Source organism: Pseudomonas sp. PDM15 (assembly GCF_014851565.1).
Lineage (GTDB): Bacteria > Pseudomonadota > Gammaproteobacteria > Pseudomonadales > Pseudomonadaceae > Aquipseudomonas.
In genome coordinates this window covers 16,907-42,724 of sequence record NZ_JACVAA010000007.1, presented here as the reverse complement: position 1 = coordinate 42,724, position 25,818 = coordinate 16,907, and the positions used below count along the sequence as shown (strand labels likewise).

At 66.0% G+C, this 25,818-nt stretch carries 18 protein-coding genes; 3 read left to right on the top strand and 15 right to left on the bottom strand.

Annotated features, from left to right (window positions below):
* Positions 1 to 58: 58 nt before the first annotated feature.
* The 14 genes from IB232_RS18775 to glnE form a co-directional block, all read right to left on the bottom strand.
* Positions 59 to 1,210 carry an O-antigen ligase family protein gene (locus IB232_RS18775; RefSeq protein ID WP_192400109.1) on the bottom strand — a complete coding sequence of 384 codons (1,152 nt, stop codon included), beginning with the start codon at positions 1,208 to 1,210 and terminating at the stop codon, positions 59 to 61.
* A gap of 1 nt (position 1,211) precedes the next feature.
* On the bottom strand, positions 1,212 to 2,321 hold the full coding sequence (locus IB232_RS18770; RefSeq protein ID WP_192400108.1) for a capsular biosynthesis protein: 1,110 nt from the start codon (positions 2,319 to 2,321) through the stop codon (positions 1,212 to 1,214).
* A 65-nt stretch (positions 2,322 to 2,386) separates the two neighbouring features.
* A complete protein-coding gene (locus tag IB232_RS18765; protein WP_192400107.1) occupies positions 2,387 to 3,652 on the bottom strand; it encodes a capsule biosynthesis protein in 1,266 nt (421 codons plus the stop codon).
* 7 nt (positions 3,653 to 3,659) lie between these two features.
* Positions 3,660 to 4,820: a glycosyltransferase gene (locus tag IB232_RS18760; RefSeq protein ID WP_412547747.1), complete on the bottom strand. Its 1,161-nt coding sequence runs from the start codon at positions 4,818 to 4,820 to the stop codon at positions 3,660 to 3,662.
* 74 nt (positions 4,821 to 4,894) lie between these two features.
* Positions 4,895 to 6,649, bottom strand: coding sequence for a carbamoyltransferase (locus IB232_RS18755; RefSeq protein ID WP_192400106.1), 1,755 nt, complete (start codon positions 6,647 to 6,649; stop codon positions 4,895 to 4,897).
* A gap of 155 nt (positions 6,650 to 6,804) precedes the next feature.
* The gene (locus IB232_RS18750) at positions 6,805 to 8,226 is read right to left on the bottom strand and encodes a lipopolysaccharide kinase InaA family protein (protein ID WP_192400105.1); all 1,422 of its coding nucleotides are present in this window, start codon (positions 8,224 to 8,226) and stop codon (positions 6,805 to 6,807) included.
* A complete protein-coding gene (locus IB232_RS18745) occupies positions 8,226 to 8,969 on the bottom strand; it encodes a lipopolysaccharide kinase InaA family protein (RefSeq protein WP_192400104.1) in 744 nt (247 codons plus the stop codon). The genes IB232_RS18750 and IB232_RS18745 overlap by 1 nt, the downstream gene beginning before the upstream one ends.
* Entirely contained in the window at positions 8,966 to 9,703 is a 738-nt protein-coding gene (locus IB232_RS18740) for a lipopolysaccharide kinase InaA family protein (RefSeq protein WP_192400103.1), read from the bottom strand. The genes IB232_RS18745 and IB232_RS18740 overlap by 4 nt, the downstream gene beginning before the upstream one ends.
* Positions 9,700 to 10,515 (bottom strand): lipopolysaccharide core heptose(I) kinase RfaP, encoded by an 816-nt coding sequence (gene rfaP, locus IB232_RS18735; protein WP_192400102.1) that lies wholly within the window; start codon positions 10,513 to 10,515, stop codon positions 9,700 to 9,702. Before rfaP ends, IB232_RS18740 begins: the two co-directional genes overlap by 4 nt.
* Positions 10,512 to 11,633 (bottom strand): glycosyltransferase family 4 protein, encoded by a 1,122-nt coding sequence (locus IB232_RS18730; RefSeq protein ID WP_192400101.1) that lies wholly within the window; start codon positions 11,631 to 11,633, stop codon positions 10,512 to 10,514. The genes rfaP and IB232_RS18730 overlap by 4 nt, the downstream gene beginning before the upstream one ends.
* Positions 11,633 to 12,637 carry a lipopolysaccharide heptosyltransferase I gene (waaC, locus tag IB232_RS18725; RefSeq protein WP_192400100.1) on the bottom strand — a complete coding sequence of 335 codons (1,005 nt, stop codon included), beginning with the start codon at positions 12,635 to 12,637 and terminating at the stop codon, positions 11,633 to 11,635. Before waaC ends, IB232_RS18730 begins: the two co-directional genes overlap by 1 nt.
* Before the next feature lies 1 nt (position 12,638).
* Positions 12,639 to 13,673: a lipopolysaccharide heptosyltransferase II gene (gene waaF, locus IB232_RS18720; RefSeq protein WP_192400099.1), complete on the bottom strand. Its 1,035-nt coding sequence runs from the start codon at positions 13,671 to 13,673 to the stop codon at positions 12,639 to 12,641.
* Positions 13,674 to 13,825: 152 nt separating this feature from the next.
* Entirely contained in the window at positions 13,826 to 14,749 is a 924-nt protein-coding gene (locus tag IB232_RS18715) for a branched-chain amino acid transaminase (protein WP_192400098.1), read from the bottom strand.
* Positions 14,750 to 14,789: 40 nt separating this feature from the next.
* The gene (glnE, locus tag IB232_RS18710) at positions 14,790 to 17,693 is read right to left on the bottom strand and encodes a bifunctional [glutamate--ammonia ligase]-adenylyl-L-tyrosine phosphorylase/[glutamate--ammonia-ligase] adenylyltransferase (protein ID WP_192400097.1); all 2,904 of its coding nucleotides are present in this window, start codon (positions 17,691 to 17,693) and stop codon (positions 14,790 to 14,792) included.
* Positions 17,694 to 17,934: 241 nt separating this feature from the next.
* Between glnE and aceE the strand changes: the two genes are divergently transcribed.
* Together aceE and aceF are read left to right on the top strand one after the other, a co-directional pair.
* Positions 17,935 to 20,580 (top strand): pyruvate dehydrogenase (acetyl-transferring), homodimeric type, encoded by a 2,646-nt coding sequence (gene aceE / locus IB232_RS18705; RefSeq protein WP_192400096.1) that lies wholly within the window; start codon positions 17,935 to 17,937, stop codon positions 20,578 to 20,580.
* An 11-nt stretch (positions 20,581 to 20,591) separates the two neighbouring features.
* Positions 20,592 to 22,277, top strand: a complete 1,686-nt coding sequence (aceF, locus tag IB232_RS18700) for a dihydrolipoyllysine-residue acetyltransferase (RefSeq protein ID WP_192400095.1) — start codon at positions 20,592 to 20,594, stop codon at positions 22,275 to 22,277.
* A gap of 121 nt (positions 22,278 to 22,398) precedes the next feature.
* On the opposite strand, the gene IB232_RS18695 is transcribed toward aceF, so the two are convergent.
* Positions 22,399 to 22,887, bottom strand: coding sequence for a hypothetical protein (locus IB232_RS18695; RefSeq protein WP_225592421.1), 489 nt, complete (start codon positions 22,885 to 22,887; stop codon positions 22,399 to 22,401).
* Positions 22,888 to 23,055: 168 nt separating this feature from the next.
* On the opposite strand from IB232_RS18695, the gene IB232_RS18690 reads away from it, so the two are divergent.
* A complete protein-coding gene (locus IB232_RS18690; protein ID WP_192400093.1) occupies positions 23,056 to 25,749 on the top strand; it encodes an EAL domain-containing protein in 2,694 nt (897 codons plus the stop codon).
* Positions 25,750 to 25,818 lie beyond the last annotated feature (69 nt).

Genomic DNA, 25,818 nt, shown 5'->3' with positions numbered 1-25,818 from the left:
TGAGGTCATATCTTCTTAACTCCTTCCATGGCAGTGCGAACTCGCGAGCCCGCTTACATCACAACCCGGCTTCTTTCCTTTTGACCGCCAATACCAGACTAAGAGCGATTGGCAGCCAGGTAATCAGCCAATCCGCGTTGGGCTTTAGCCACAGGCCGATGCCATCAGTCAGCAGAGCCACGCTGGAGAACAGCCATAGGGCCAACAATGCCCGCCCAATAGGCTGCTCGCGGCTCTGCCAGCCGCGCCAAGCCACACAGGCCCAGAGCGCAACGAACAGCAGCAACCCTGGCAAACCGAGTCGGATCGCGAGATCGAGATAGAGGTTATGCGGGTGCTTGTAGAAATCACCGGTAGCAGGCACCGCGATCTCATAGGGATTGAAACCCAGTCCCAGCCACAGATTCTGCTCGAGCAGGTGCAGCCCCCCCATAAACAGGACCGGTCGATAGGACAGTCCTCGCTGCAGGAACAGCTCTGGCACGCATAGCCACAGCAGGATCACCGACAACACCAGCGAAAGGACCAGCAGAACACTGCCACGCGTCGGGCGCACAGCGAGAAGCACGGCGATCATGGCCAACCAGACTCCGCGCGTCTGGCTAAGCCCCAGAAACATCAGATAACCAGCAGCGGCAGTCAGCAACAAGGGCCAGAGCCATGGGCGGACTTCTGCGCCACGGAGCAGAAACACCCCCAGTACCGCCAACGCACCTACGGCGTGCGCCGCCATGATCGCGGTATCCCAGAGACCGATGGCGATCAGCCGTTGATCCGGCGCATGCGGCCCGGAGAGATAAAAGTACAGCACCGACAGCGCCGCCAGAATGCCACCGAGCAGTGTGACGAAGCGCAGCTGGCTTTCCAGGGTGTATCGCTTGTCCAGTGCAGCCAGCATTATGCCAAGCAAAGAAAGCCCCACGTAGAAGGGCATTTTTGCCGCACTGACTGGCTCCGCTCCGCCCTTGATCAGCAATACCAGCAGCGTCCACAAAGCGAGCGCGACAAACAGCAAAAGCTCCGGCTGCCACAACAAGGCACGAAAATCGCTGCGCAATAGCGCCAGCAATGCCGGCAACCAGAGCAGAGCGATCAATAACTGGTGATAGAGCTTGCTCGACGGCAGGAACCACGCCCCGGCCAGCAGCACCAGCAGGCCGAGCGACGCCCATCGGGAAAAAGGCAGGTTCCGCAGTATCTCTAACGACATGTCAGCGCGCCTGTAGCAGCATTCTCTGCGCAACCCGCTGCAACTGCTCGTGATCGGCATTCAGCCAACCGCCCTTCACACAGTATTCGCCCGCCATGTAGCGCAGGAAGTTCTCGCGCACCAAGGGATCCAAAGACCAATGTGGGAAGGCACAGGCTCGCTCGAGCAGTTCGGCTGCCGAGTCCGCATGCGCCACCAGCCCCGGAATATTGAAGAAGGCCTGGCCGAGGGTCAGCACCGGTTTGTTCAGCAACACGCTCTCCAGCCCGACGGTGGAGTTCAGGGTAATCACGAACTGGCTGGACTGAATCAGCTCCTGAGTGCTGTTGCCATTGGCGAACAGCAGGCTCGCATGGGTGCGGGCATGCAGATCGGGGTAGGCCTCGCGGCTGGACGGATGCTCCTTGAACACCACCGTCAGTCCTGTCTCGCGGGCCAGCTGCTCGCCGAGGGCGAACAGCTGACGCATGCTCTCCACCCAGGGTGAGAATAGCCGGACCTGGGTGTCACGATCGTCCTGGAACGGAATGAAGACGAAGCGCTCCGGCAGCTCGATCGGAGTCAGACCGGTGTTGCGCGGCTTGCGCGGCACCAGGGTGAGCTGCGCCTCGACCGCGCCCTCGGGGGCTCGGTAGTTGCGATAGAACTCGGCGTCACGCGGCACAGAATTGCGATAGTTCACCCCCTTGCAATCCAGGGTGGTGGTATCGGGTAGCAGGCCGTTCTCGAAGAAAAAGGTGCCACAGCCTTCCGGCAGCAATGCCAGCAACAGCTGGCAATAGCGATGCGAGCCGTTCCACATGACCACGTTGGTGGGGCGATCGCGCCTGAGCAGAGCCTCGGCACGCAGAGCCATGAAGGCCAGTTCGAGACGCAGCAGCAGGCGATAGAGCACGCCCTGATACTTGCGCTTGACCCGCCGCTCCTGACATTTCTCTTCGACCAGATGAGTCCAGTCGATGCGCCGAGCGACCTGTCCCCACTGCCATGGCCGGGGCCAGGGCATGTTCCGCGGCGCTACAACCTTGCCTTGAAGCTCGGTCTCGTCGAGCAGGCGCTGGAAATAGATGCGCTGGTGCTTGGCCAGGGAGAAGAATAAGAACTGGGTCATTGTCATATCCACGACAGGAAATCCGGGCCGGTCATCCGCCGGCGGCAATAAAGCACGGTAAAAATTCAGACAGTGGCGAGCAGAGCGCGTGACTCCACCTGTACCGGCAGCCCCTCCCTGCGCAGCAGTTGCTCGAGTATCTGCAAATTGATTTCGAGCCCGCTGCTGCCATGCGCCAAGTGAAAATGGCCAAAATCCCTGGACTGGACCACCGCTGACGCATAGTCCTTTTCCAGCGCGTCCAAACGCCTACTCAGCTCATCCACACCCCTGAGCACGTCACCGAAGAAGGTGCGCTGACCGAAGATATCGGCATCCTCGCTCAGATTGACCGAGATCACCGGCCGAGCCGCCAGCCCCGCCTCGATCACCGCATTGGACATGATATTGATGACCACCGAGGCCTGTTCAAGCGCCTGTGCCAGACTGGATTCGCGGGGCAGCACGCTGACGTTGTCGAGTACACCGGCCGCCTCCTGCCAGAACGGCACCTGGCTGCGCGGATGGGCCTTGATCAGAATCTGGTAGTCGGGATTGCGCGCCGCCCAGTCGCGCAACAGGGCATAGGTGCGCTGGTAGCCGGCTTCCTTCTCCTTGTCCGGACCGACGCCCAGCACCAGCATCACCCGCCGCGCAGGGTCGGCCGGCGGCAGATCGAAGGCTTTGTCGATCATGTGCGAGCCGGCCAGCACCGCCGTCGAGGTGCCGAAACGCAACTCGCGCGCCTGCAAGGCATCCAGCGAGCTCTGGCCGAACAGGAAGTAATAGTCGTAGTCGTTCATGCCCAGGCGCCGCGAGCCTTCACCGGTGGTGGCATGGGCCAGGTGCACGAGCACGCTCTGCCTGGCGTTCAGGGCCAGACGCAGGAAGGGGGAGTACAGGCTGCCGTTGCGATCGTTGAGCAACACCCGTGGCTGATAGTGCTCCACCAGCCACTGGGCATGGGCGGCGATACCGAAGTAGCGGGTCGGCACACGGAATGGCGGGCGGCTGAGCTGGCGTTCGCGCAGGAGAACCCTGGGCTCCCGCAGCGCGGTCTCGATCAGGCGATGGCCGCGTGCGCGCAGCGCCTCGATCAGCAGTTTCTTGCGCTGCAGCTTGATCACCTTGGGCGACGACTGCAGCAGCAGGAAATCGCAGGGTTCGACGGGCCCCGCCTCGGCTAGCCGCGAGTTCGCGCGCACGCCGAACCACCAGTCGCTCAGCGCCTCGCGGGCGAAGCGCAGGGCGCTGCCAGCCAGGCCATGTCGCTCGCGCAGCAGTAGCCAGCGATAGCGATCCAGGGCTCTGGCCTTGGCGGCCCAGGGGTTGGCGACGGCATCCTGCGTCATGGCGTCCTCAGTTCAGCTCGACAAGCAGCGGCAATGCCCAGAAGCGCTGGCGCACCGCCTGGTCGGAGAAGCGCTGCTGCAGGCGCACCAGCATTTCCTGGCGCAGGGCCTGCAGATCCTGGACCTGGGGCTGGCGCACCAGTGTCTCCGCAAGAGCAGCGGCGTTCCCAAGCGGGAACAGACCACCCACGCCTTCGATGACTTCGCGACCACCGCCACAGTCGGTGCCGATCACCGGCACCCCGGCGGCCATGGCTTCCAGCAGGACCATGCCGAACGGCTCGTGGTCCGAACTCAGGGCGAAGACATCAAAGGCCGGGAAATAGCGACGCCCATTGGCCACCTGGCCGAGGAAGCGCACGGAATCGGCAACGCCCAGTTCCGCGGCGAGCGCCTTCAGCGATGCCTCCAGCCGGCCGCTGCCCATGATCGCTAGCAGGCTGCCGCGCGGCAGCCGCGGCAGCGCCTGGGCGAAGCCGCGGATCAGCGTGGCCTGGTCCTTGTCCGGGTGCAGGCGCCCTACGTTGCCGACGACCCAGGCATCCAGCGGCAGGCCGAGATGCTCGCGTGCCGCCTCGCGGGGCACCAACTCGGCGCGGGCGGCGTCAACGTCGATGCGGTTGTACAGCGTCTCGACGCGCTCGGCCGGCCAGTTGCCAAGATGCGTGCGCATCTGGTCACACACCGCGTTGGACACCCCGAGCAGGAGCAGGCGCCGGCGGAAGCGATTGACGAACAGCCGCCGGCTAAGTCGGCCATAGACTCCAAAGGCGTGATGCACGCCGATCACCGGCAATGCGGTGGCCAGCAGCGCCACGTAGATCGGCTTGAAGCGATGAGCGATGCACAGCTTGAAGTCGCGCGAGGCCGCGATGCGCCGCAATTCGCGAATGGCCGCGAGCTTGAGGCCGCGCACCTGGCGGCTGGAGAAATCGAGGAAGATCACTTCGTCGGAGGCAGAGCCCTGCTCCACCTCGCGACTGGGTGCACCGGTCAGGTAGACGGTGCAGACCTTGTACGACGTACCGGCAAACAGCGCAGCGTACTGCCGCGCGCAATCGAGGAAGGGGCCGTCATAACCATGGCAGAACTGCAGAACCCACTGCTCTGGCTGGCTGCGCGTCGGCAGGGCGTCGTTGAGCGCCGCCTCGGACTGCTCATTTACCACAGTAAACTCCGCAGCCTCGGCGCCCCTCGCCTAACCCTGCGCTAGCTCGTTCAGCCAGACGACGGCCAGCCCCCTCAAATATTGTCATACCAGTCCTTGCCATCCTTGACCACGAGGATGTCCTGCATGATCAGGTACTGCAGATCGGAGCCGTAGAACATGTTTAGCGCGTCCGTCGGCGAGCAGATCATCGGCTCGCCGCGGCGGTTGAGCGAAGTGTTCAGCGACACGCCGTTGCCGGTGAGCTTCTCCAGTTCCAGCATAAGGTCGTACCAGCGCGGGTTGTACTGGCGTTCCAGCACCTGGGCGCGCGAGGTACCGTCCTCGTGCACCACTTCGCCGACGCGGTTCTTCCACTCCTCGTTGACCTCGAAGGTGAAGGTCATGAACGGGCTCGGGTGGTCGACCTTGAGCATCTGCGCCGCCACGGTGTCGAGCATCGACGGGCAGAAGGGCCTCCAGCGCTCGCGGAACTTGATCTGCTCGTTGATGCGGTCGGCCACGCCCGGCACGCTCGGACAGCCGATGATCGAGCGGCCGCCGAGGGCGCGCGGACCGAACTCCATGCGGCCCTGGAACCAGGCCACCGGGTTGGCGTCGACCATGATCTTGGCGATACGCTGCTCGACGTTGTCGATCTGCTTGAACACCGGCTTGTTCGGGTGGCGGGCGCAGGCGGCGATCACGTCCTCGTTGGAGTAGGACGGGCCGAGGTAGACATGCTCCATCTTCTCCACCGGCACGCCGCGCTGGTGCGAGACGTAGGCGGCGGCGCCCACCGAGGTACCGGCGTCGCCGGAAGCGGGCTGCACGAACAGCTCCTTCACGTCGTCGCGGGCGATGATCTTCTGGTTCAGCTTGACGTTCAGCGCGCAGCCGCCGGCGAAGGCGATCTTGCCGGTTTCCTTGAGGATGTCGCCGAGGTAGTACTCCATCATCTCCAGCGCCAACTTCTCGAACAGCGCTTGCATGCTGGCGGCGTAGTGGATGTACGGATCGTCGGCGATGTCGCCCTGGCGCTTCGGCCCCAGCCACTCGATCAGCTTGGGCGAGAAGTAGTAGCCCTTGCCGTTTTCCTTGTAGCGACGAAAGCCGATGACGTTGGCATAGTCGGTGTTGATGGTCAGCTCGCCGTTCTCGAACTTGGCCAGGCGCGAGAAGTCGTACTTGGCCGCGTCGCCGTAGGGCGCCATGCCCATGACCTTGAACTCGCCGTCGAGCATCTCGAAGCCGAGGAACTCGGTGATCGCGCCGTACAGGCCGCCGAGCGAATCCGGATCGTAAAACTCCTTGATCTTGTGGATCTTGCCGTTCTCGCCGTAGCCGAAGAAGGTGGTGGCGTACTCGCCCTTGCCATCGATGCCGAGGATCGCGGTCTTCTCCTTGAAGCCCGAGCAGTGGTAGGCGCTGGCGGCGTGGGCCAGGTGATGCTCGACCGGCTCGATCTTGATCTTCTTCAGGTCGAAGCCCAGCTGCTCCAGGCACCACTGGATCTTCTTGTGGTAACGCTTGTAGCGACGGTTGCCCATCAGGATCGCGTCGAGCGAGCGATCCGGCGCGTACCAGTAGCGCTTGGCGTAGTGCCAGCGGGCCTTGCCGAACAGGCTGATGGGGGCGAAGGGAATGGCCACCACGTCAACGTCGGAGGGCTTGATCCCGGCCTGTTCCAGGCAGAACTTGGCGGACTCGTAGGGCATGCGGTTCTTCGCATGCTTGTCGCGCACGAAGCGCTCTTCCTCGACCGCCGCGATCAACTTGCCGTCGATGTACAGGGCGGCGGACGGGTCATGGCTGAGTGCGCCGGACAGGCCGAGAATGGTCAATGCCACGGGAAAGCCTCTTGCAGCTGCGGGCGGACGGGCCGCCACGGAAGGGTGGAAGGCGAGCACGCGCTCGCCCAAACAAAGCCGGGGATTATAGCCGCTGCACCCGGCCTAGGGTATTCCGCCGGGAAGCTGACCATGCGGTCCGCTAGCCGAGGCCTCTACAGCCGCGGCAGGCGCTGGTCGAGCAGGCGATGCAGGGCCGAATCCTGCGGCCAGTTGCGCAGGAAACGCGCCCGGTCGCGGGCATAGGCACGGGCGAAGCCGGCCTGCCCCTGGTGCTGCTGCATAGCATCCAGATCGATCAGGCTCCAGCACCCGTCGTCCCAGAACAGGTTGGTACCCTTGAGATCGCCATGGCTGATGCGCTCGCGCAGCAAGGCAGCGAACAGCCGGTCCAGGGCCTGCAGCTCAGCCTCCGGCGGCGAGCTGTCGACATAGGGTGTGAAGCGCGCGAGCAGGTCTTCGCCGGCGCAGTGCGCGGTCACCAGATAGGCCTGGGCGCGCAGCCAGCACCAGCGCCGCTCGAGCACCGCCAGCGGGCGCGGCGTAGCGATACCGAGCAGTTCCAGGCGATTGCCCTCGACCCAGCTGTGCCAGGCGCGGCTGGGCCGCCAGAAGCGCTTGAGCCAGTGCCGCCAGCCTTTGATGTTGTAGCGTTTGATCACCAGCGGCCCGCTCTCGGCCTGAACCAGCGCCACCGTGGCGCTGCCGCCGTTCTTCAGCGCCTGGCCCCGGGCGATGGCCGCATCCGGATCGGCCAACAGGCCCTGCAACTGCTCAGCGCGCTCGCGACGCACCACGCGCAGACCGAAGGCGCCGATCTGCGCGGCGAACAGGCTGCAATCGCGGGCGATCTTCTTCAGGTAGTCGCGCAGGCGCCACTGGCGCACCTTGGCCACCTCATCGAGCAGCGCCTCCAGCGGCAGGGCGTGCTCGGCATTGACCAGCAGGTAGTGCACCAGCAGCTCTTCGGTGAAGGGCTCCAGCTCCGCCGGCAGCTGGGCGAAGAACACCCCGAGATTGGCCAGCACCCGCGTCCGCGACAGCGGCTGGCCGGCCGTTTCGGCCTGCACGCCGCCGCCATCGATCAGATACAGCTGCCCCTGCTGGCGCAGCAGGTTATCCAGATGCAGGTCCGACTGCCACAACCCCTTGGCATGCAGCTGGCCGATGGCGGCCAGCGCCTCGCCGAGCACCGCTTGCTGGGCGTCGGACAACAGCGGCTCGTTCTCTACCGCGCGCCAGGCGCCCCACAGGCTCTCGGCACCGTCCAGATAGTCGAACAACAGCCAACCGCCCTGCTCCGCCGCAAAGCCCTGCGTCAGCAGCAGCGGTGTGGTCAGGCCCTGCTCGGCGAGCAGGCGCGCGCCGGTCAGCTCACGTTGAAAGTGGCGTTCTGCCTTGGGCCCGACTAGCAACTTGGCCAGCACGGCGCGGCCTTGCCAACGGGCCAGGCCGACATAGCGCTGTCCCGGCAGAACACGCAGCAGACACTCGACCACCAGCGCGTCGCCGGCCAGCTGCAGCGTCAGCGGCAGGGCCGGCGCGCGGCCGACCGAAGCCAGCTCGGCGAGCCGCATCAGCGTGCTTCCTTGTGCCGGCGGCGCGCGCCGAGATGCTGGCTCCAGGGCTCGATATCCGCCCCAGCACCCAGGTAGGCGGCCAGCAGCTGGCGCACCTCGGCCTCGCTCCAGGCGCTGGCGCGACGCAGCAACGGCTCCAGATCCTTGATCCGGTCGCGACGTCCGAACAGCAGCGGCCGGGTCTTCTCCAGGTCGATCAGCTGTGCGGCGAAGCCGGCGCCCTGCTCGCGCAGGAAAATGTGCTTGGGATAGAAGCAGCCATGCACCTGTCCGGCAGCATGCAGGCGCCCGGCCAGCTCGCCACAGGCCTGCAGGATGGCGCCGCGCTGGGCCGCCGACAGCTGCGGCCAGCGCTGCAGCCACTGCTCGAGGTCCTGCCATCCATCCAGAGCGCGGGTCAGCAGGATAGCGCGGCGCTCGCCAGGCAGGCGGCGCTCGCCGAAGAAGGCGGCCTGCAGGGCCGGGATGCCCAGGCCGCCGTAGCGCTGGATATTGCGAAACTCGCGGGCGAAGGTGGGCTCGCCGAACGGCCGGGCCAGGGTGCGGGTCAGGTGATTGCTCTGGCGCTTGAGGTAGTAGGCTGCCTCGCCCAGGTCCAGGCGATAGACGCTGCTCCAGCCGCCACGCTCGGTGTTGGGTTCGTCCACTGCCTCCAGCTTGAGCGCCCACAACGCATCGAAACCGGCCAGTCCATGGCGCTCGAGGATCGCGCGATCCTCGGCGGCGATAAAGTCGCTCATTCCCTGCCCTCGAAGAATCTCACTATCTCTCTCACCCGTCGCTTGTCCCCGGCGCTCAGACGCTCGCGGCCGCGATACTGCAGGTAGAAACGCAGGCGCTGGCTGCGCGACAGCACCTGGCTGGCGACCTTGTCCAGGCAGGCCAGGTCCTTGACGATGCGGTAGCGCAGGAACGGCCCCCACCAGAAGGTGCCGGTCGGGCAATCGATGAAGAACAACTCGGCGCGATCGTTGACCAGCAGGTTGCGCCACTTCAGGTCGTTGTGGGCGAAGTGGTGGTCGTGCAACGCCCGGGTCGCCGTCGCCAGCTGTCGGCTGACGCCGTCCACCCACTGCGGGTCGCGCAGGCGCTCGTCGCGGCGCTTGGCCAGCAGCGCCATATCCTGCGTGTTTTCCAGCTCGCGGGTGATCAGCGCGCCGCGCAGGAAGGCCCCGCCCTTGCGCTCCAGGCCGTAGGCAACGATGGGCGCGGTGGGAATGCCCCACTTGGCGAAGTTCTTCAGGTTCTGCCACTCGGCCTTGACCCGCGGCCGCCCCAGGTAACGGCGCAGCCCCTTGCCGGCGCCCCAGTAGCGCTTGACGTAGTAACGCACGCCGTCGCGTTCGATCAGGATCACTTCCGACAGCGGATCGCGGGTCAGGCGCTTGCCCTCCAGGGCGAACACCTGCTCCAGGCTGCCCAGTTCGGCCGCCAGGGGTGCGGACAGTTCGGCATCCAGACGCCATTCGCTCATCCCTGGGCCCCCGGTGCGTATTTGCGGGCGTAGCGCGCCAGCAGACGGTCCGCCTTGCGTTCCAGCCAGGCCAGCAGCACCGCCTCCTCACGCACAATGTCGCGCAGCGGGCGCTGGAAGTAGGCCTTGAGGAAGCGCAGCTTGTCGCGGCGGGTCAGACCGATGTTCAAGGCGGAGAAATACAGGCCGGCCAGGTCCTTGTTGCGCCAGCGGGTCGGCGTGGCGCCGCGCACCTGGGCACGATGCAGGTCGATCAGCGACAGGCGGAAGTCGTCCGCGGTCACTGGCTTGTCGGTGTGCAGCAGGAAGTGGCAGATGTAGCAATCGCGGTGGTTGACCCCGGCGCGGTGCATGGTGCCGGTCATCTTCGCCACCTCGGCGATCAGCGCGCGCTTGAGGCGCGGCTCGGGCGGCTGCTGCACCCAGTTCAGGGTCAGCTGCTCCAGATCGGTGGTCGGCGCCAGTTCCTCGGTGACGATGAACGAATGCTGCGCCGCCGGGTTGCTGCCGCGCTCGCCGTAGGCCACGGCGGTCATGGTCGGCACGCCGGCCTCGGTCAGGCGCTGGATCGCCGACCACTCCTGGCCGGCGCCGAGCACCGGCAGCTTGGCGGTGAGCAGGTTCTTGACGATCTCGCCCCAGCCGATGCCGCGGTGGATCTTGACGAAGTAGCCGCGTCCGTCGACCTCGGTGCGCAGGGTGCGGCGCCCTTCCAACTCGCGGTAGACCTTGCCCTGCAAGGCCTCCACCGCCGCGAAGGCATCACGCCCGGCCCACAGCGACTGGAACGGTTCGGCGAGGATCAGCTTCATGCGCGCTCCGCCAGGATCACATCGGCCGCGCGCTGCGGCATGGAATACAGGTCGGCGCTGGCGGCGAAGGCCAGGCCGTTGGCACCCCACTTCGCCCGCGCTGCGTCATCACCGAGCATCTCGGCCAGCAGGCGGTTGAAGTTGTCCTGTTCGAAAGGCGCAGGCACCACACGGCCGGCATCGGCCTCGGCGATGTAGTGGGCATAGCCGCACACCTCGCTGACCAGCACCGGTAGGCCGGAGACCACGGCCTCCAGCAGCACAGTGCCGGTGTTCTCGTTGTAGGCCGGGTGGACCAGCAGGTCGGCGCCGAGCAGGAAGCGCGGGATATCGCTGCGCCCCTTGAGAATCTGCACCTGCTCGCTCAGACCCAGCGCCTTGACCTGCAGCAGGAAGGGCTTGGGATCGTCCTGACCGATGGCGATCAGCCGCGTACGCTGCTTCAGCCCACGCGGCAAGGCGGCCAGGGCTTTGAGGCTTCGATCCAGGCCCTTGGTCTTGAAGCCCGAACCGATCTGCACCAGCAGTATGTCGTCGTCCGCCAGTCCGAACTCGCGGCGAAACTCGGCGCGGATCTCGGCCGCATTGGCCGGCGCACGGCGATCGGCAGCGATGCCCGGCGGCAGCAGGTGGAAGCGCGCTTCCGGTGTGGCGTAGTGCTTGATAAACAGCGGCTGCTGCACCTCGGAGATCATCAGGATCTCGGTCTTCGACTCGGGGGCGAACACCGCCCGCTCGTAGTCGGCGAAGTGCTTGTAGCGCCCCCAGCGCTTGTAGATCGGCGCACGCAGGGTCTGCGCTTTGTCCTCAAAGCAACCGTCGGCGGCGTAGTACACGTCCAGGCCGGGCATCTTGTTGAAGCCCACCACCCGATCCACCGGCGCACGCGCCAGGTCGGCGGCCAGCCAGGCGCTGAATTTCTCGTTGCGATGGTGATTGAACAACGCCTTGATCGGCGCTACCCGCACATCGAAACCCGCGGGAATCTCACCTTCCCAGATCGGCGTATAGACGCGGATGGCGTGGCCACGCGCCTGGCACTCCAGGGCAATGCGCATGAAATCGCGCTGCAGGCCGCCGAACGGGAAGTATTTGTAGAGCACGAAGGCCAGTTGCATCAGACGGCCTCCTGCTGCGCCAGCAGCATGGCGTTCAGCGCATCGCCCACGCGCTGGGCGTCGAGGCCGTCGAAGCATGGCTTGCGTCGGTCGCCCAGGCCCGCATCCGGGCCGGTGGCGCACAGGTGCACCTGGCCGCGACCATAGGCGCCGACCTTGCCCGGCAGGGTCGGGCCGTACAGGGAGATGCTCGGCACATCCAGCGCCGCGGCCAGGTGGCCGAGCCCGGTGTCCACGGCAACGCAGGCGGTGGCGCCGGCGATCACCTTGGCCACACCGGCCAGGTTCAGCTTGGGCAGCACGGCGGCGTTTTCGATGCCGGCGACGATGCGCTGGGCACGCTCGCGCTCCACCTCGTTACCCCAGGGCAGGCGGATCGCCCAGCCCTGGGCGGCCATACGCTCGGCCAAGGCACGCCAGTCGGCCTCCGGCCAGTGCTTGCTGGCCCAGGTGGTGCCGTGCAGGAACAGCAGATAGGGCTGCGCCGATGCATCGGCCATGGCAGCACGATCCAGACCGTAGTCGCCGATCTGCTGCGGCAGCTCGTAGCCCAGGGCCTGGGCGAACAGCTGGCGGGTGCGCTCCAGGGCGTGCTGCTCCTTGGGCACCGCGTACAGGCGGTCGTAGAAGCGACAGGCGATCGGCTCGCGCGCCGAGTCGCGATCCAGGCCGGCCACCGGGGCCTTGGCGTAGCGGGTCAAGAAGGCGCTCTTGAACAGGCCTTGGGCATCGATCACCAAGTCGTAGTCGACCTCGCCCAGGCGCTGCTTGAAGCGCTTCCACTCGCCGCTCTTCCAGGTCTGCAGCAGGTGCTTGCGCCAGCGGCGGATGGCCACCGGGATCACCTGGGCCACGGCCGGGTGCCAGGCCGGAATCTCGGCGAAGCCCTCCTCCACTACCCAGTCGAACTGGATGCCGGGAATCGCCCGCGCCGCATCGGTGAGCGCCGGCAGGGTGTGGATCACGTCGCCGAGGGACGAGGTCTTGATCAGCAGTACCCGCAAGCTATTGCACCTCGACCGGATCGGCGACCAGGCGATCCAGCGCCTCCAGCACCGGGCGCGGCTTGAGCTCGCGCAGGCAGTTGTAGTGGCCGAAGCGGCAGGTGCGCTCGAAGCACGGACTGCAGTCCAGGCCCAGGCGCACGATCTCCACCTGATCAGCAAGCGGCGGGGTGAACTGCGGCGATGTGGAGCCGTATACCGTCACCAGCGGACGGTTGAGCGCGGCGGCCACGTGCATCAGGCCGGAGTCGTTGGAGACCACCGCGCCGGCGGCGGACATCAGGTCGATGGCCTCGGCCAGCGAGGTTTCGCCGGCCAGGTTGACCGCCTCCTCGCGCAGGCCGGGAATCAGACGATTGCGGATGTCCTCGCAGCCAGGATGATCGTTCTTCGAGCCGAACAGCCAAACCTGCCAGCCGGCGCGGATCTTCATCTCGGCGACCTTGGCGTAGTGCTCCACCGGCCAGCGTTTGGCCTCGCCAAACTCGGCGCCGGGGCACAGCGCCAGCACCGGGCGGTCAAGGCCCAGGCCGAACTTGGCCAGGGCGGCGGCGCGGCTGGCTTCGTCGATCGCCAGGCGCGGCTGCGGATAGGGCTTGGGAATCTCCACACCCGGCTCGTAGGCCAGCGCCATAAAGCGCTCGATCATCAGCGGCAGGCGCTGTTTATCCAGCTTGCGGATGTCGTTGAGCAGGCCGTAGCGCATCTCGCCCTTCCAGCCGGTGCGCTTGGGAATGTCGGCGAAGAACGGCACCAGGGCGGATTTGAGCGAGTTGGGCAGCAGAATCGCCTGGTCGTACTGGCCAGCCAGCGACTTGCCGATCCTGCGGCGGGTGGCGATATCCAGCACGCCGTGGCCGAGCGGGAAGCTCAGCGCGGCGCGCACTTCGGGCATGCGCTCGAGGATCGGCCGGCTCCACTCGGGCGCCAGCACGTCGATCTCACAGCCGGGATGGCGCTGCTTGAGGCAGACGAACAGGGTCTGCGCCATCACCATGTCACCGACCCAGCTGGGGCCCACGATCAGTATTCTCATCACGACTCCGGAAATGAGCGGGGAGGCTAATGCCTCCCCAGTCACTGCCTTGTTATCTGTCTGCATATGCCCCGAGCGCCTTACGGCCGCTCGAAACGGGCAATCGTGACCAGTAGATCGGGCTACGGTCGCGACTTCTCAAGGCCTGGTCCTTACTTGACCAGCGTGCGCCACTCGGCATAGGCGCTGGTCTGGCCGGTGACCAGGTCGAAGTAGGCTTTCTGCAGTTTCTCGGTCACCGGTCCGCGGCTGCCGATGCCGATCTGGCGGCCATCGACTTCGCGAATCGGCGTGACTTCCGCGGCGGTGCCGGTGAAGAAGGCCTCGTCGGCGATGTACACCTCGTCGCGGGTGATGCGCTTCTCCACCACCTCGATGCCCAGCTCCTTGGCCAGGGTGAGGACGGTGGCGCGGGTGATGCCGTTCAGGCAGGAGGTCACTTCCGGGGTGTACACCACGCCGTTCTTGACCAGGAAGATGTTCTCGCCCGAACCCTCGGCCACGTAGCCTTCGGTATCCAGCAGCATGGCCTCGTCGGCGCCGCCGGAAATGGCTTCCTGCAGGGCCAGCATCGAGTTGATGTAGTTGCCGTTGGCCTTGGCGCGGGTCATGGAGATGTTGACGTGATGACGGGTGAAGGAGCTGGTGCGCACCTTGATGCCCTTCTGCAGCGCCTCGTCGCCCATGTAGGCGCCCCAGTGCCAGGCGCCGACGATCACATGCACCTTCAGGCCGGTGGCGCGCAGGCCCATGGCCTCGCTTCCGTAGAACACCATCGGGCGGATGTAGGCGGTTTCCAGGTTGTTCTCGCGCACGGCGGCGCGGGTGGCTTCGTTGATCTCCTCCTTGGTGAAGGGGATCTTCATGCCCATGATGTGGGCCGAGTCGAACAGACGGTCGGTGTGCGCCTGCAGGCGGAAGATCGCGGTGCCCTGCGGAGTGTTGTAGGCGCGTACGCCCTCGAACACGCCCATGCCGTAGTGCAGGGTGTGGGTCAGCACGTGGGTGGTCGCTTCGCGCCACTGCACCAGTTCGCCGTCATACCAGATCACGCCATCGCGGTCGGCCATCGACATCGTTGCCACTCCTCAGTGTTCGTCTCGTTCAAATCGTCGGTCAGCTCAGACCCAGCTCGCGCCACAGGCGCATCACGCTGCGTCGCTCGGCGGCGAATTGGTCGCCGCCGACCTTGCCCGGCTGTTTCTGCAACGCCTGCCGGTGGGCGGCGGAGCGGTAGGCCTTGTAGGCCTCCTGCAACAGTTCGACATCTGCGGCGGGCATCAATCCCACGTCGCGCAGGCCATCGAGAATGCGGATGTTGTCGGTGTAGCGGTGCAGCTCCGGATGCTGCCGCGACCACGCCAGGGCCGCGTATTGCACCATAAATTCGATATCGACGATACCTCCGGCGTCCTGCTTCAGATCGAAGGAAGACGCCGCCTCGAAGGCATTTTCCGCGGTGCCGGCGGCGGTTTCCCGAGTGCCCAGGTTGTCGCGCATCTTGGCGCGCATCTCGCTGACTTCGGCTTGCAACTTGGGCAGGTCGCGCTCGCGGCCGAGCACCTCGGCACGCACCCGCTCGAAGGCCGCGCCGACCCGCGCGCAGCCGACCAGCACGCGGGCGCGCACCAGCGCCTGGTGTTCCCAGGTCCAGGCCTCGTTCTGCTGGTAGCGCTCGAAAGCGCCGAGGGAGCTGACCAGCAGGCCCGCCGCACCGGAAGGACGCAGGCGCATATCGACGTCGTACAGCTGGCCAGAGGTGGTCTGCGTGGTCAGCAGGTGGATGATGCGCTGGCCCAGACGAGCGAAGAACTGCGCACCGTCGATGGGCTTGGCACCATCGGTCTCGGCCTGGGAGTCGCCGTCGTGGATAAACACCAGATCCAGGTCCGAACCGTGGCCGAACTCCAGGCCGCCGACCTTGCCGTAGCCGACGATGATGAAGTCCGGATCGCACAGGCTGCCGTCGGCGCGGCGCGGGTTGCCGTACTTGGCCACGGTCTGGCGCCAGGCCAGGGCCAGCACCTGGTCGAGGATTGCCTCGGCCAGCCAGGTCAGGTAGTCGCTGACTTTCATCAGCGGCAATGTGCCGGCGATCTCCGAGGCGGCCACGCGCAGGCCGTGGGCCAGCTTGAAGTGGCGCAGGGCCTCCATCTGCTGTTCCAGGTCGTCCTCGGGAATCCGTGTCAGCCGCTCGCGCAGCTCGGCGGCCAGCTCCGGCGCCAGCGGCGGCTTGAACAGCCGGCCCTCGTTGAGCAGCTCGTCGAGCAGCAGCGGGAAACGGGTGATCTGTTCGGCGATCCACGGGCTGGCCGCGCACAGGGTCAGCAGGCGTTTGAGCGCCAGCGGGTTCTCTGTGAGCAGCACCAGGTAGGCGGAACGCCGCGCCACCGCCTCGATCAGCGGCAGCACGCGCTCCAGCACCAGGTCCGGATTGGCGTGCTCCACGGTCTGCGCCAGCAGACGCGGGATAAAGGCATCCAGGCGCTCGCGACCGAGGCGCTGCATGGTGCGCACCTGGCTGCCACTGCGCAGGTCGATCAGCCGCTTGAGCGCGGCGGCAGGTTCCTTGAAGCCGGCCTCGGCCAACTGGCGGCCGGCCATCTCCTCGTCCAGCGCTTCCTCCCACAGCGGCAGCCACTCGCCGCCGACGCAGGTCTCGACCTCGCCGCCCTCGTCCTCGTCCGGGTCGGCGATGACCTGGCGGAAGTGCCACTCGATGCGCCCGCGCCACTGCGCCAGGCGCTCCATGAACTGCGCCCAGGAGTCGCAACCCATGATGCAGGCGACCCGCGCGCGGTCGATGTCGTTGTCCGGCAGCATCTGCGTCTGGCGGTCGCCGATGGCCTGCAGGGCGTGTTCGGTGTAGCGCAGGAATTCGTAGCCTTCCTTCATCTCGGCGATGATCGGCGGCGGCAGGTAGCCCTGCCCCTCCAGGGTCGCCAGCACCTTGAGCAGCGGCCGCTGCTGCAGGCTGAGGTCGCGGCCGCCATGGATCAGTTGGAAGGCCTGGGCGATGAACTCGACCTCGCGTATGCCACCGGAGCCGAGCTTGACGTTGTCGCTCATGCCCTTGCGCCGCACTTCCTGCTGGATCAGCTGCTTCATGGAGCGCAGCGCCTCGATGGCGGAGAAGTCCAGGTAACGGCGGTAGACGAAGGGTCGCAGCATCTCCAGCAGCTGCTTGCCGGCGGCCTGGTCGCCACCGACCACCCGCGCCTTGATCATGGCGTAGCGTTCCCAGTCGCGGCCCTGGTCCTGGTAGTACTGCTCCAGAGCATTGAAGCTGAGCACCAGCGCGCCGGCCGAGCCATACGGCCGCAAGCGCATGTCGACGCGGAACACGAAGCCCTCGACGGTGATGGCATCCAAAGCCTTGATCAGCCGCTGCCCCAGGCGAATGAAGAACTCCTGGTTGTCCAGCGAACGCTTCACGCCCTCGGTCTCGCCGCCTTCCGGGTAGCCGAAGATCAGGTCGATGTCCGAGGACAGGTTGAGTTCGTGGGCGCCGAGCTTGCCCATGCCGAGGATGACCATGTGCTGCACCTGGCCCGAGCGCCGACCGATCGGCGTGCCGAACTGCTCGCAGTGGCGCGGGAACAGCCACTGGTAGGCGCCATCGATGCTGGCATCGGCCAGGTCGGAGAGATCGCGGCAGGTCTCGGCCAGGTCGGCCTGGCGGGTCAGGTCGCGCCAGATGATGCGCACCTGTTGGCGGTTGCGGAAGCGCCGCAGGCGCCGGCCCAGCTCGTCCTCGTCGCCACAGTCGGCCAGCGCGCCCTGCAGCTGGGCGCGCAACTCGCCGCTCTGCAGGCGCCGCTCCAGCTCGCCGCTGGCGCCCAACTCGGCCAGCAGTTCGGGCGCGCGCACGGCCTGCTCATGGACGAAATCGCTGAGCGCGCAGACCCGCCGCAGCGCCTCCGCGCGCTCGCCCGACCAGTCGGAAGGCAGCAGCGCGGCAGCGCGTTCGGCGAGGGGCAAAAGAGTGGTCGGCAGGGCAGCCAGTGGCGGCAAACTCATGGTCTATCCTTGGGGACGGGCAGTCAGACCCGATCTATCCCAGGCGCCACTGCCCTTCCTGAAACTGTAGTTTTACTACTAAAGAATGTGTCCCGGACTCCACAGGCACCATCGAAATGTAGTAAAACTACAAAAACGACCATGAACACCCTGGTCGATAACGACTTCCCGTAGCCCGCCCAAAAAGCGTGCACGAGCCCAGGCCTCCGATTCTGGAAGCCTTTCCGCCCTGGAGCAAGCCATGCAAGACCTCGATCCCGTCGAAACCCAGGAATGGCTGGATGCCCTCGAGTCCGTCCTCGACAAAGAAGGTGAAGACCGCGCCCACTACCTGCTGACCCGCATGGGCGAGCTGGCCACCCGCAGCGGTACCCAGCTGCCGTATGCGATCACCACGCCCTACCGCAACAGCATCCCGGTCGGCCACGAGGCGCGCATGCCCGGCGACCTGTTCATGGAGCGCCGCATCCGCTCCCTGGTGCGCTGGAATGCGCTGGCCATGGTGATGCGCACCAACCTGCAGGACCCGGACCTGGGCGGTCACATCTCCAGCTTCGCCTCCTCGGCGACCCTCTACGACATCGGCTTCAACTACTTCTTCCAGGCCCCGACCGAAGAACACGGCGGCGACCTGATCTTCTATCAGGGCCACGCCAGCCCGGGCATCTACGCCCGCGCCTTCCTCGAAGGCCGCATCAGCGAAGAGCAGATGAACAACTTCCGTCGCGAAGTCGACGGCAAGGGCCTGTCCTCCTACCCGCACCCGTGGCTGATGCCGGACTTCTGGCAGTTCCCCACCGTGTCCATGGGCCTGGGCCCGATCCAGGCGATCTACCAGGCGCGCTTCATGAAGTACCTGGAGAGCCGCGGCTACATTCCCGCAGGGAAGCAAAAAGTGTGGTGCTTCATGGGCGACGGCGAATGCGACGAGCCGGAATCCCTCGGCGCCATCTCCCTGGCCGGCCGCGAGAAGCTGGACAACCTGATCTTCGTGATCAACTGCAACCTGCAACGCCTGGACGGCCCGGTGCGCGGCAACGGCAAGATCATCCAGGAACTAGAAGGCGTGTTCCGTGGCGCCGAGTGGAACGTCAACAAGGTGGTCTGGGGCCGCTTCTGGGACCCGCTGCTGGCCAAGGACGTCGACGGCCTGCTGCAGCGCCGCATGGACGAGGTCATCGACGGCGAGTACCAGAACTACAAGGCCAAGGACGGGGCCTACGTGCGTGAGCACTTCTTCAACAGCCCCGAGCTGAAGGAGATGGTCAAGGATCTCTCCGACCAGGAGATCTGGAACCTCAACCGCGGCGGCCACGACCCGTACAAGATGTATGCGGCCTACCACCAAGCGGTGAACCACAAGGGCCAGCCGACCGTGGTCCTGGCCAAGACCATCAAGGGCTACGGCACCGGTGCTGGCGAGGCGAAGAACACCGCGCACAACACCAAGAAAGTCGATATCGACAGCCTGAAGAAATTCCGCGACCGCTTCGACATCCCGGTCAAGGACGACGAGCTGGAGAACCTGCCCTTCGTCACCGCCGAGCCGGGCAGCCCGGAATACAAATACCTGCACGAGCGCCGCGCCGCCCTCGGTGGCTTCGTGCCGCAACGCCGCGCGCAGAGCTTCAGCATCCCGACCCCGCCGCTGGAGACCCTCAAGGCCATCCTCGACGGCACCGGCGACCGCGACATCTCCACCACCATGGCCTTCGTGCGCATCCTCTCGCAGCTGGTCAAGGACAAGGATCTGGGCGCGCGCATCGTGCCCATCGTGCCGGACGAGGCGCGTACCTTCGGCATGGAAGGGATGTTCCGCCAGCTCGGCATCTACTCCTCGGTCGGCCAGCTGTACGAGCCGGTGGATAAGGACCAGGTGATGTTCTACCGCGAGGACAAGAAGGGCCAGATCCTCGAGGAAGGCATCAACGAGGCCGGCGCCATGTCCAGCTGGATCGCCGCCGGTACTTCGTACTCCACGCACAACCAGCCGATGCTGCCGTTCTACATCTTCTACTCGATGTTCGGCTTCCAGCGTATCGGCGACCTGGCCTGGGCCGCCGGCGACAGCCGTGCCCGTGGCTTCCTGATTGGCGGTACCGCCGGCCGCACCACGCTGAACGGCGAAGGCCTGCAGCACGAAGACGGCCACAGCCACATCATGGCCGCGACCATCCCCAACTGCCGCACCTACGATCCGACCTACGGCTACGAGCTGGCGGTGATCATCCGCCACGGCATCAAGGAGATGATCGAGCAGCAGCAGAACGTCTTCTACTACATCACCGTGATGAACGAGTCCTACCAGCAGCCGGCCCTACCGGCCGGTACCGAAGACGGCATCATCAAGGGCATGTACCTGCTCGAGGAGGACAAGAAGGAAGCCGCGCACCACGTGCAGCTGCTGGGCTCCGGCACCATCCTGCGTGAAGTGCGCGAGGCAGCGAAGCTCCTGCGTGACGAGTTCAACATCGGCTCGGACGTGTGGAGCGTCACGAGCTTCAACGAACTGCGCCGCGACGGCCTGGCCGTGGAGCGCTGGAACCGCCTGCACCCGGGGCAGAAGCCCAAGCAGGCCTTCATCCAGGAATGCCTGAGCGGGCGCAAGGGCCCGGTGGTGGCCTCCACCGACTACATGAAGCTGTTCGCCGAGCAGGTGCGCCAGTGGGTGCCCAGCAAGGAATACAAGGTGCTCGGTACTGACGGCTTCGGCCGCAGCGACACCCGCAAGAAACTGCGCCACTTCTTCGAGGTGGACCGTTACTGGGTGGTGCTGGCCGCGCTGGAGGCGCTGGTCGACCGTGGCGAGATCGAAGCCAAGGTGCTGGCCGACGCCATCGCCAAGTTCGGCATCGACCCCGAAAAAGCCAACCCCCTGGACTGCTGAGGAGACGCATTGTGAGCGAGTTGATACGCGTACCCGATATCGGCGGCGAAGGTGAAGTGATCGAACTGCTGGTCAAGGTCGGCGATCGCGTCGAGGCCGAGCAGAGCATCCTGACTCTGGAATCCGACAAGGCTTCCATGGAGGTGCCCTCGCCCAAGGCCGGCGTGATCAAGAGCCTGAAGGTCAAGCTGGGCGACAAGCTGAAGACCGGCGACGAGCTGCTGGAGCTGGAGGTCGAGGGCGCCGCCCCGGCCGCCGAGCCCGCCGCGGCTCCCGTACCGAGCAAACCGACCCAGGCCGTCGACGAGGCCGAGGCGCCCAGCGCGCCGGCGCCACAGCCGAGCGCGGCTCCGGCCGCCAGCGAGAGCGTGCAGGACGTGCATGTGCCGGACATCGGCACCAGCAGCAAGGTCAAGGTCATTGAGGTCATGGTCAAGGCTGGCGACAGCATTACCGCCGATCAGTCGCTGATCACCCTCGAGTCGGACAAGGCCAGCATGGAAATCCCCTCGCCGGCTGCTGGCGTGGTGGAGGAAGTGCTGGTCAAGCTGGACGCCGAAGTCGGCACCGGCGACCTGATTCTCAAACTCCGCGTAGCGGGAGGCGCCGCCTCAGCGGCATCAGCCGCCCCACAAGGGGCGGGCGCAACACCCGCTGCTTCTGCGCCAGCGGCCGTGCATAGCACGCCGCCGGGCGCCAAGCCTGAAGTGGCCGCCGAAGTCGGCGCCATCGCCGCGCTGTCGGCCGCCGCCGCGGCGGTGGCCGCGCCGGTGCGTGACGGCAGCAAGGTCCACGCCGGCCCTGCTGTGCGCATGACCGCCCGCGAGTTCGGTGTCGACCTGGCCGCCGTGCCGGGTAGCGGTCCGAAAGGTCGCATCCTCAAGGAGGACGTGCAGAACTACGTCAAGGCCATGCTGCAGAAGGCCAAGGATGCTCCAGCGGCCGGCGCCAGCGGCGGTGCCGGCATCCCGCCGATCCCGGAAGTGGACTTCAGCAAGTTCGGCCCGGTCGAAGAAGTGCCGATGACCCGCCTGATGCAGGTCGGCGCCGCCAACCTGCACCGCAGCTGGCTCAATGTGCCGCACGTGACCCAGTTCGACAGTGCCGACATCACCGAACTGGAAGCCTTCCGCGTGGCGCAGAAGGCGGTGGCGGAGAAGGCCGGCGTCAAGCTGACCGTGCTGCCGCTGCTGCTCAAGGCCTGCGCCCACCTGCTCAAGGAGCTGCCGGACTTCAACAGTTCGCTGGCGCCGAGCGGCAAGGCGCTGATCCGCAAGAAGTACGTGCACATCGGCTTCGCCGTGGACACCCCGGACGGCCTGCTGGTCCCGGTGATCCGCGACGTCGACCAGAAGAGCCTGCTGCAGCTGGCCGGCGAAGCCGCCGAGCTAGCCGAGAAGGCGCGCACCAAGAAGCTCTCGCCGGACGCCATGCAGGGCGCCTGCTTCACCATCTCCAGCCTCGGCCACATTGGCGGCACCGGCTTCACGCCGATCGTCAACGCACCGGAAGTGGCGATCCTCGGGGTGAGCAAGGCGACCATGCAGCCGGTGTGGGACGGCAAGGCCTTCCAGCCGCGCCTGATGCTGCCGCTGTCGCTGTCCTACGATCACCGGGTGATCAACGGCGCCGCCGCCGCGCGCTTCACCAAGCGCCTGGGCGACGTGCTGGGCGATATCCGCACCCTGCTGCTGTAACGAACCAAGCTGTGCTTTGGAGGCTCGACGCCTCACTCCTCGGCCCCGCCTCTTGGCGGGGCTTTTTTATCGCGCAAAGAAAAGCCCCGCCGAAGCGGGGCTTTCTGCATCAGCCTGCGGATCAGTTCTTCTGCAGGTTGCGGATCAGGAAGCTGATCGCCTTGGCCAGGTCGGCCGCGCCCTGGTGATCGCGCAATACGGTGATCCACGGGCTGCCGTCGGCCGGATTGTTCAGCACGCAAGTGATGCCGCTGGTCGGACAGTCGTAGTGGATATAGGGGTCGAGCCCGAACACCGACAGGCGCTGGTTGCTCACCGCCAGGCTGTTGGTCTGCTCGGCGCGGGTCTCCTGGCGCACCAGCAACTCGCCGGGGGCGGCGACGCTGAGCTGGTAGCGCAGGTCGCTACGCTGCGCCGGCGCCTTGCCCAGCTGGTAGCCGGCGCGCAGGGCGTAGGTGTCGAGCAGAGCGTTGCTGTGCGCCAGCAGCGCCTTGCGCTCGTCCTTGGTCAGATACAGTCGCTTCAGCTCGGCGAGATAACGCGCCTGCTCCTCACCGCTCAGCTGGGCCTCGCTGGCCTGCGCCGGGGCACCCGCGCCCAGGCTCAGCATCAGCAATAACCCGCTCAGTCTTCTTGTCAGTCCCTGCCGCATGATGCACCCTTGCCCCACTTGGTTGATGTAACAGACCTGTGAACTCGTCTGGCGGCCCCACATACTGGAGCGCCAACGGGTCCCAAGCCTGCCCTGAAGCGGCAGCATAAGGAAGCCCGTCGTTCGATGAAAAGCCATCCCGATGCCGCCAGCCGTACGGCAGCCGAGGTTGTGACGCAGTTGCCAGTGCCCTCGCGCCTGGGAATGCTGCGCTTCGAGCGTATCAACGAGCCCAGCTGGACCTTGCTGTTCCTCGATCCCGCCTGCGAACGCCAGCTCGGCGTCAGCGCCGGCGAACTCTGCGCCCTGCTCGATTGCCCCTACGCCAGCCTGATGGAGCCGGAGTCGCGCTACCAGCTGCACGACGAGATCCAGCTGCAGCTGAGCAAGGCGCCGCACTATTCGGTGCGTTATCGCCTGCACACACCCAACGGCGCCCTGCACCTGCTGGAGATCGGCGAGTCGTTCCAGCAACGCGGCCGCCTGCTGCTGCGTGGCTACCTGCTGGTCACCGCCGAGGCCGGCGAGAACCTGGCCGAGCAGCGCCTGCAGGAGCTGGAAGAACAGAACAACAAGCTCAAGACCTCCCTGGAGCTGTACCAGCATTCCCAGGAAGAGCATCTGCAGCACCTAATCCGCTCGCGCGCCCAGCAGAGCCTGATCGTGCGCCTGGCGCGACATCGCTACAGCGCGCTGGACCCGCTCAAGGAAGCCGCCGAGCTGATCACCCAGGCCGCCTGCGAGACCTATGACGTGGCCCGCGCCAGCGTCTGGCATCTGATTGGCGACCAACTGGAGCCGGTGGCCATGTACCGCCGCGACATCGACGGCCACGAGATGCCGGCAACCATCGACGCTCGCCTGTTCCCGCGCTATCTGGAGGCGCTGCACAGCGGCCGCGCCATCGACGCGCACAACGCCCAGCGCGATCCACGCACCAGCGAGCTGGCCCGCGGCTACCTCAAGCCCCTGGGCATCAGCGCCTTGCTCGACGCCAGCATCCGCCTCGGTGGCGAAGTGGTCGGCGTGCTGTGCCTGGAACACATCGGCCCGGCGCGCACCTGGCAGGCCGACGAGATCGCCTTCGCTGGCGAGCTGGCCGACCAGATCGCCCAGGTCATGAGCAACCAGCAGCGCCGCGACGCCACCAGCGCCCTGTTCCTGTTCCAGCGCGCCGTGGAGCAGAGCGCCAGCGCCTTCCTGCTGTTCGACCGCGACGGCCTGGTGCAGTACGTCAACCCGAGCTTCACCTCGATCACCCAGTACGGCGCCGAGGAAATCCAGGGCCGGCGCATCTCCCAGCTGCCGGCTCTGGAAAACCTCGGCGACCTGCTGTTCGACGCCCAGGCCGGCCTGGCCGAGCGCAACAGCTGGCAGGGCGAGTTCCGCAGCCGGCGCAAGAACCTCGAGCCTTACTGGGGCCAGCTGTCGATCTCCAAGGTGTACAACGACGACGGCGAGTTGACCCACTACATCGGCATCTACGAAGACATCACCCAGAGCAAGCTGGCCCAGCAGCGCATCGAGCGCCTGGCCTACAGCGACAACCTCACCGGCCTGGGTAATCGCCCTTATTTCATCCGCTGCCTGGAAGAGCGCTTCGCCCGCCACGACGGCCAGGCCTTCAGCCTGCTGCTGGTGGACATCGACAACTTCAAGCGGATCAACGACAGCCTCGGCCACCAGACCGGCGACAAGCTGCTGGCCAACCTGGCCCGCCGCCTGCGCAACAGTCTGAGCCAGAACACCAGCCTGGCGCGCTTCGCCAGCAACGAGTTCGCCGTGCTGCTGGACGGCGCCGAGCAGGAAGCCGGCCTCAAATTGGCCCAGGAACTGCTGGCGACCCTGGACAAGCCGCTGTTCGTCGACAACCAGCTGATCAGCGTCACCGGCTCGGTTGGCCTGGCCTGCGCACCGCTGCACGGCGACGACCCGCACGTGCTGATGAAGCATGCCGGCCTGGCCCTGCACAAGGCCAAGGCCAACGGCAAGCACCAGGTCCAGCTATTCACCGAGGCGCTGAATGCCGAGGCCAGCTACAAGCTGTTCGTCGAGAACAACCTGCGGCGCGCGCTGACCCAGAACGAGCTGGAGGTCTACTACCAGCCCAAGCTGTGCCTGAAGAGCGGGCAACTGGTCGGCCTGGAAGCGCTGTTGCGCTGGCAGCACCCGGAGAAGGGCATGATCAGCCCGGACCAGTTCATCAGCGTCGCCGAGGAAACCGGCCTGATCATCCCCATCGGCAAATGGGTGGTACGCCAAGCCTGCCGCGCCAGCCTGGAGCTGTCAGCCCTGGGCATGGGCGATATCCAGGTGGCGATCAACCTGTCGGCCAAGCAGTTCACTGACCCCGACCTGGTCGGCTCGATCGCCGCCATCCTCGACGAGGAGCAGCTGCCGGCACATCTGCTGGAAGTGGAGCTGACCGAGAGCCTGCTGCTCGAAGGCAACGACGCCACCCGCCAACAGGTGGCGCGCCTCAAGGCCCTGGGCCTGACCCTGGCGATGGACGACTTCGGCACCGGTTACTCGTCGCTGAGCTACCTGAAGAAATTCCCGATCGACGTGATCAAGATCGACCGCAGCTTTATCAAGGACATTCCCGAGAACCAGGACGACATGGAGATCACCTCCGCGGTGATCGCCATGGCCCACAACCTCAAGCTCAAGGTGGTCGCCGAAGGCATCGAGACCGCCGCCCAGCTCGGCTTCCTGCGCCGTCAGCTGTGCGACGTCGGCCAGGGCTACCTGTTCGACCGGCCGATTCCCGGCCGCGACCTGGTGGACAGCCTGCGCCGCTACCCCTGCCGCGGCGCCTGAACCTCGCCCAGCCGACCAACGGCAGGCCTGCGCTGTAATCCAGCTTCACGATACGCGTCTATCCCTCAG

Bases quoted from the DNA above. Each gene is read 5' to 3' on its own strand.
- IB232_RS18775 (WP_192400109.1), bottom strand. From the start codon at position 1,210: ATGTCGTTAGAGATACTGCGGAACCTGCCTTTTTCCCGATGGGCGTCG.
- IB232_RS18770 (WP_192400108.1), bottom strand. From the start codon at position 2,321: ATGACCCAGTTCTTATTCTTCTCCCTGGCCAAGCACCAGCGCATCTAT.
- IB232_RS18765 (WP_192400107.1), bottom strand. From the start codon at position 3,652: ATGACGCAGGATGCCGTCGCCAACCCCTGGGCCGCCAAGGCCAGAGCC.
- IB232_RS18750 (WP_192400105.1), bottom strand. From the start codon at position 8,226: ATGCGGCTCGCCGAGCTGGCTTCGGTCGGCCGCGCGCCGGCCCTGCCG.
- IB232_RS18745 (WP_192400104.1), bottom strand. From the start codon at position 8,969: ATGAGCGACTTTATCGCCGCCGAGGATCGCGCGATCCTCGAGCGCCAT.
- IB232_RS18740 (WP_192400103.1), bottom strand. From the start codon at position 9,703: ATGAGCGAATGGCGTCTGGATGCCGAACTGTCCGCACCCCTGGCGGCC.
- rfaP (WP_192400102.1), bottom strand. From the start codon at position 10,515: ATGAAGCTGATCCTCGCCGAACCGTTCCAGTCGCTGTGGGCCGGGCGT.
- IB232_RS18730 (WP_192400101.1), bottom strand. From the start codon at position 11,633: ATGCAACTGGCCTTCGTGCTCTACAAATACTTCCCGTTCGGCGGCCTG.
- waaF (WP_192400099.1), bottom strand. From the start codon at position 13,673: ATGAGAATACTGATCGTGGGCCCCAGCTGGGTCGGTGACATGGTGATG.
- IB232_RS18715 (WP_192400098.1), bottom strand. From the start codon at position 14,749: ATGTCGATGGCCGACCGCGATGGCGTGATCTGGTATGACGGCGAACTG.
- glnE (WP_192400097.1), bottom strand. From the start codon at position 17,693: ATGAGTTTGCCGCCACTGGCTGCCCTGCCGACCACTCTTTTGCCCCTC.
- aceE (WP_192400096.1), top strand. From the start codon at position 17,935: ATGCAAGACCTCGATCCCGTCGAAACCCAGGAATGGCTGGATGCCCTC.
- IB232_RS18695 (WP_225592421.1), bottom strand. From the start codon at position 22,887: ATGCTGAGCCTGGGCGCGGGTGCCCCGGCGCAGGCCAGCGAGGCCCAG.
- IB232_RS18690 (WP_192400093.1), top strand. From the start codon at position 23,056: ATGAAAAGCCATCCCGATGCCGCCAGCCGTACGGCAGCCGAGGTTGTG.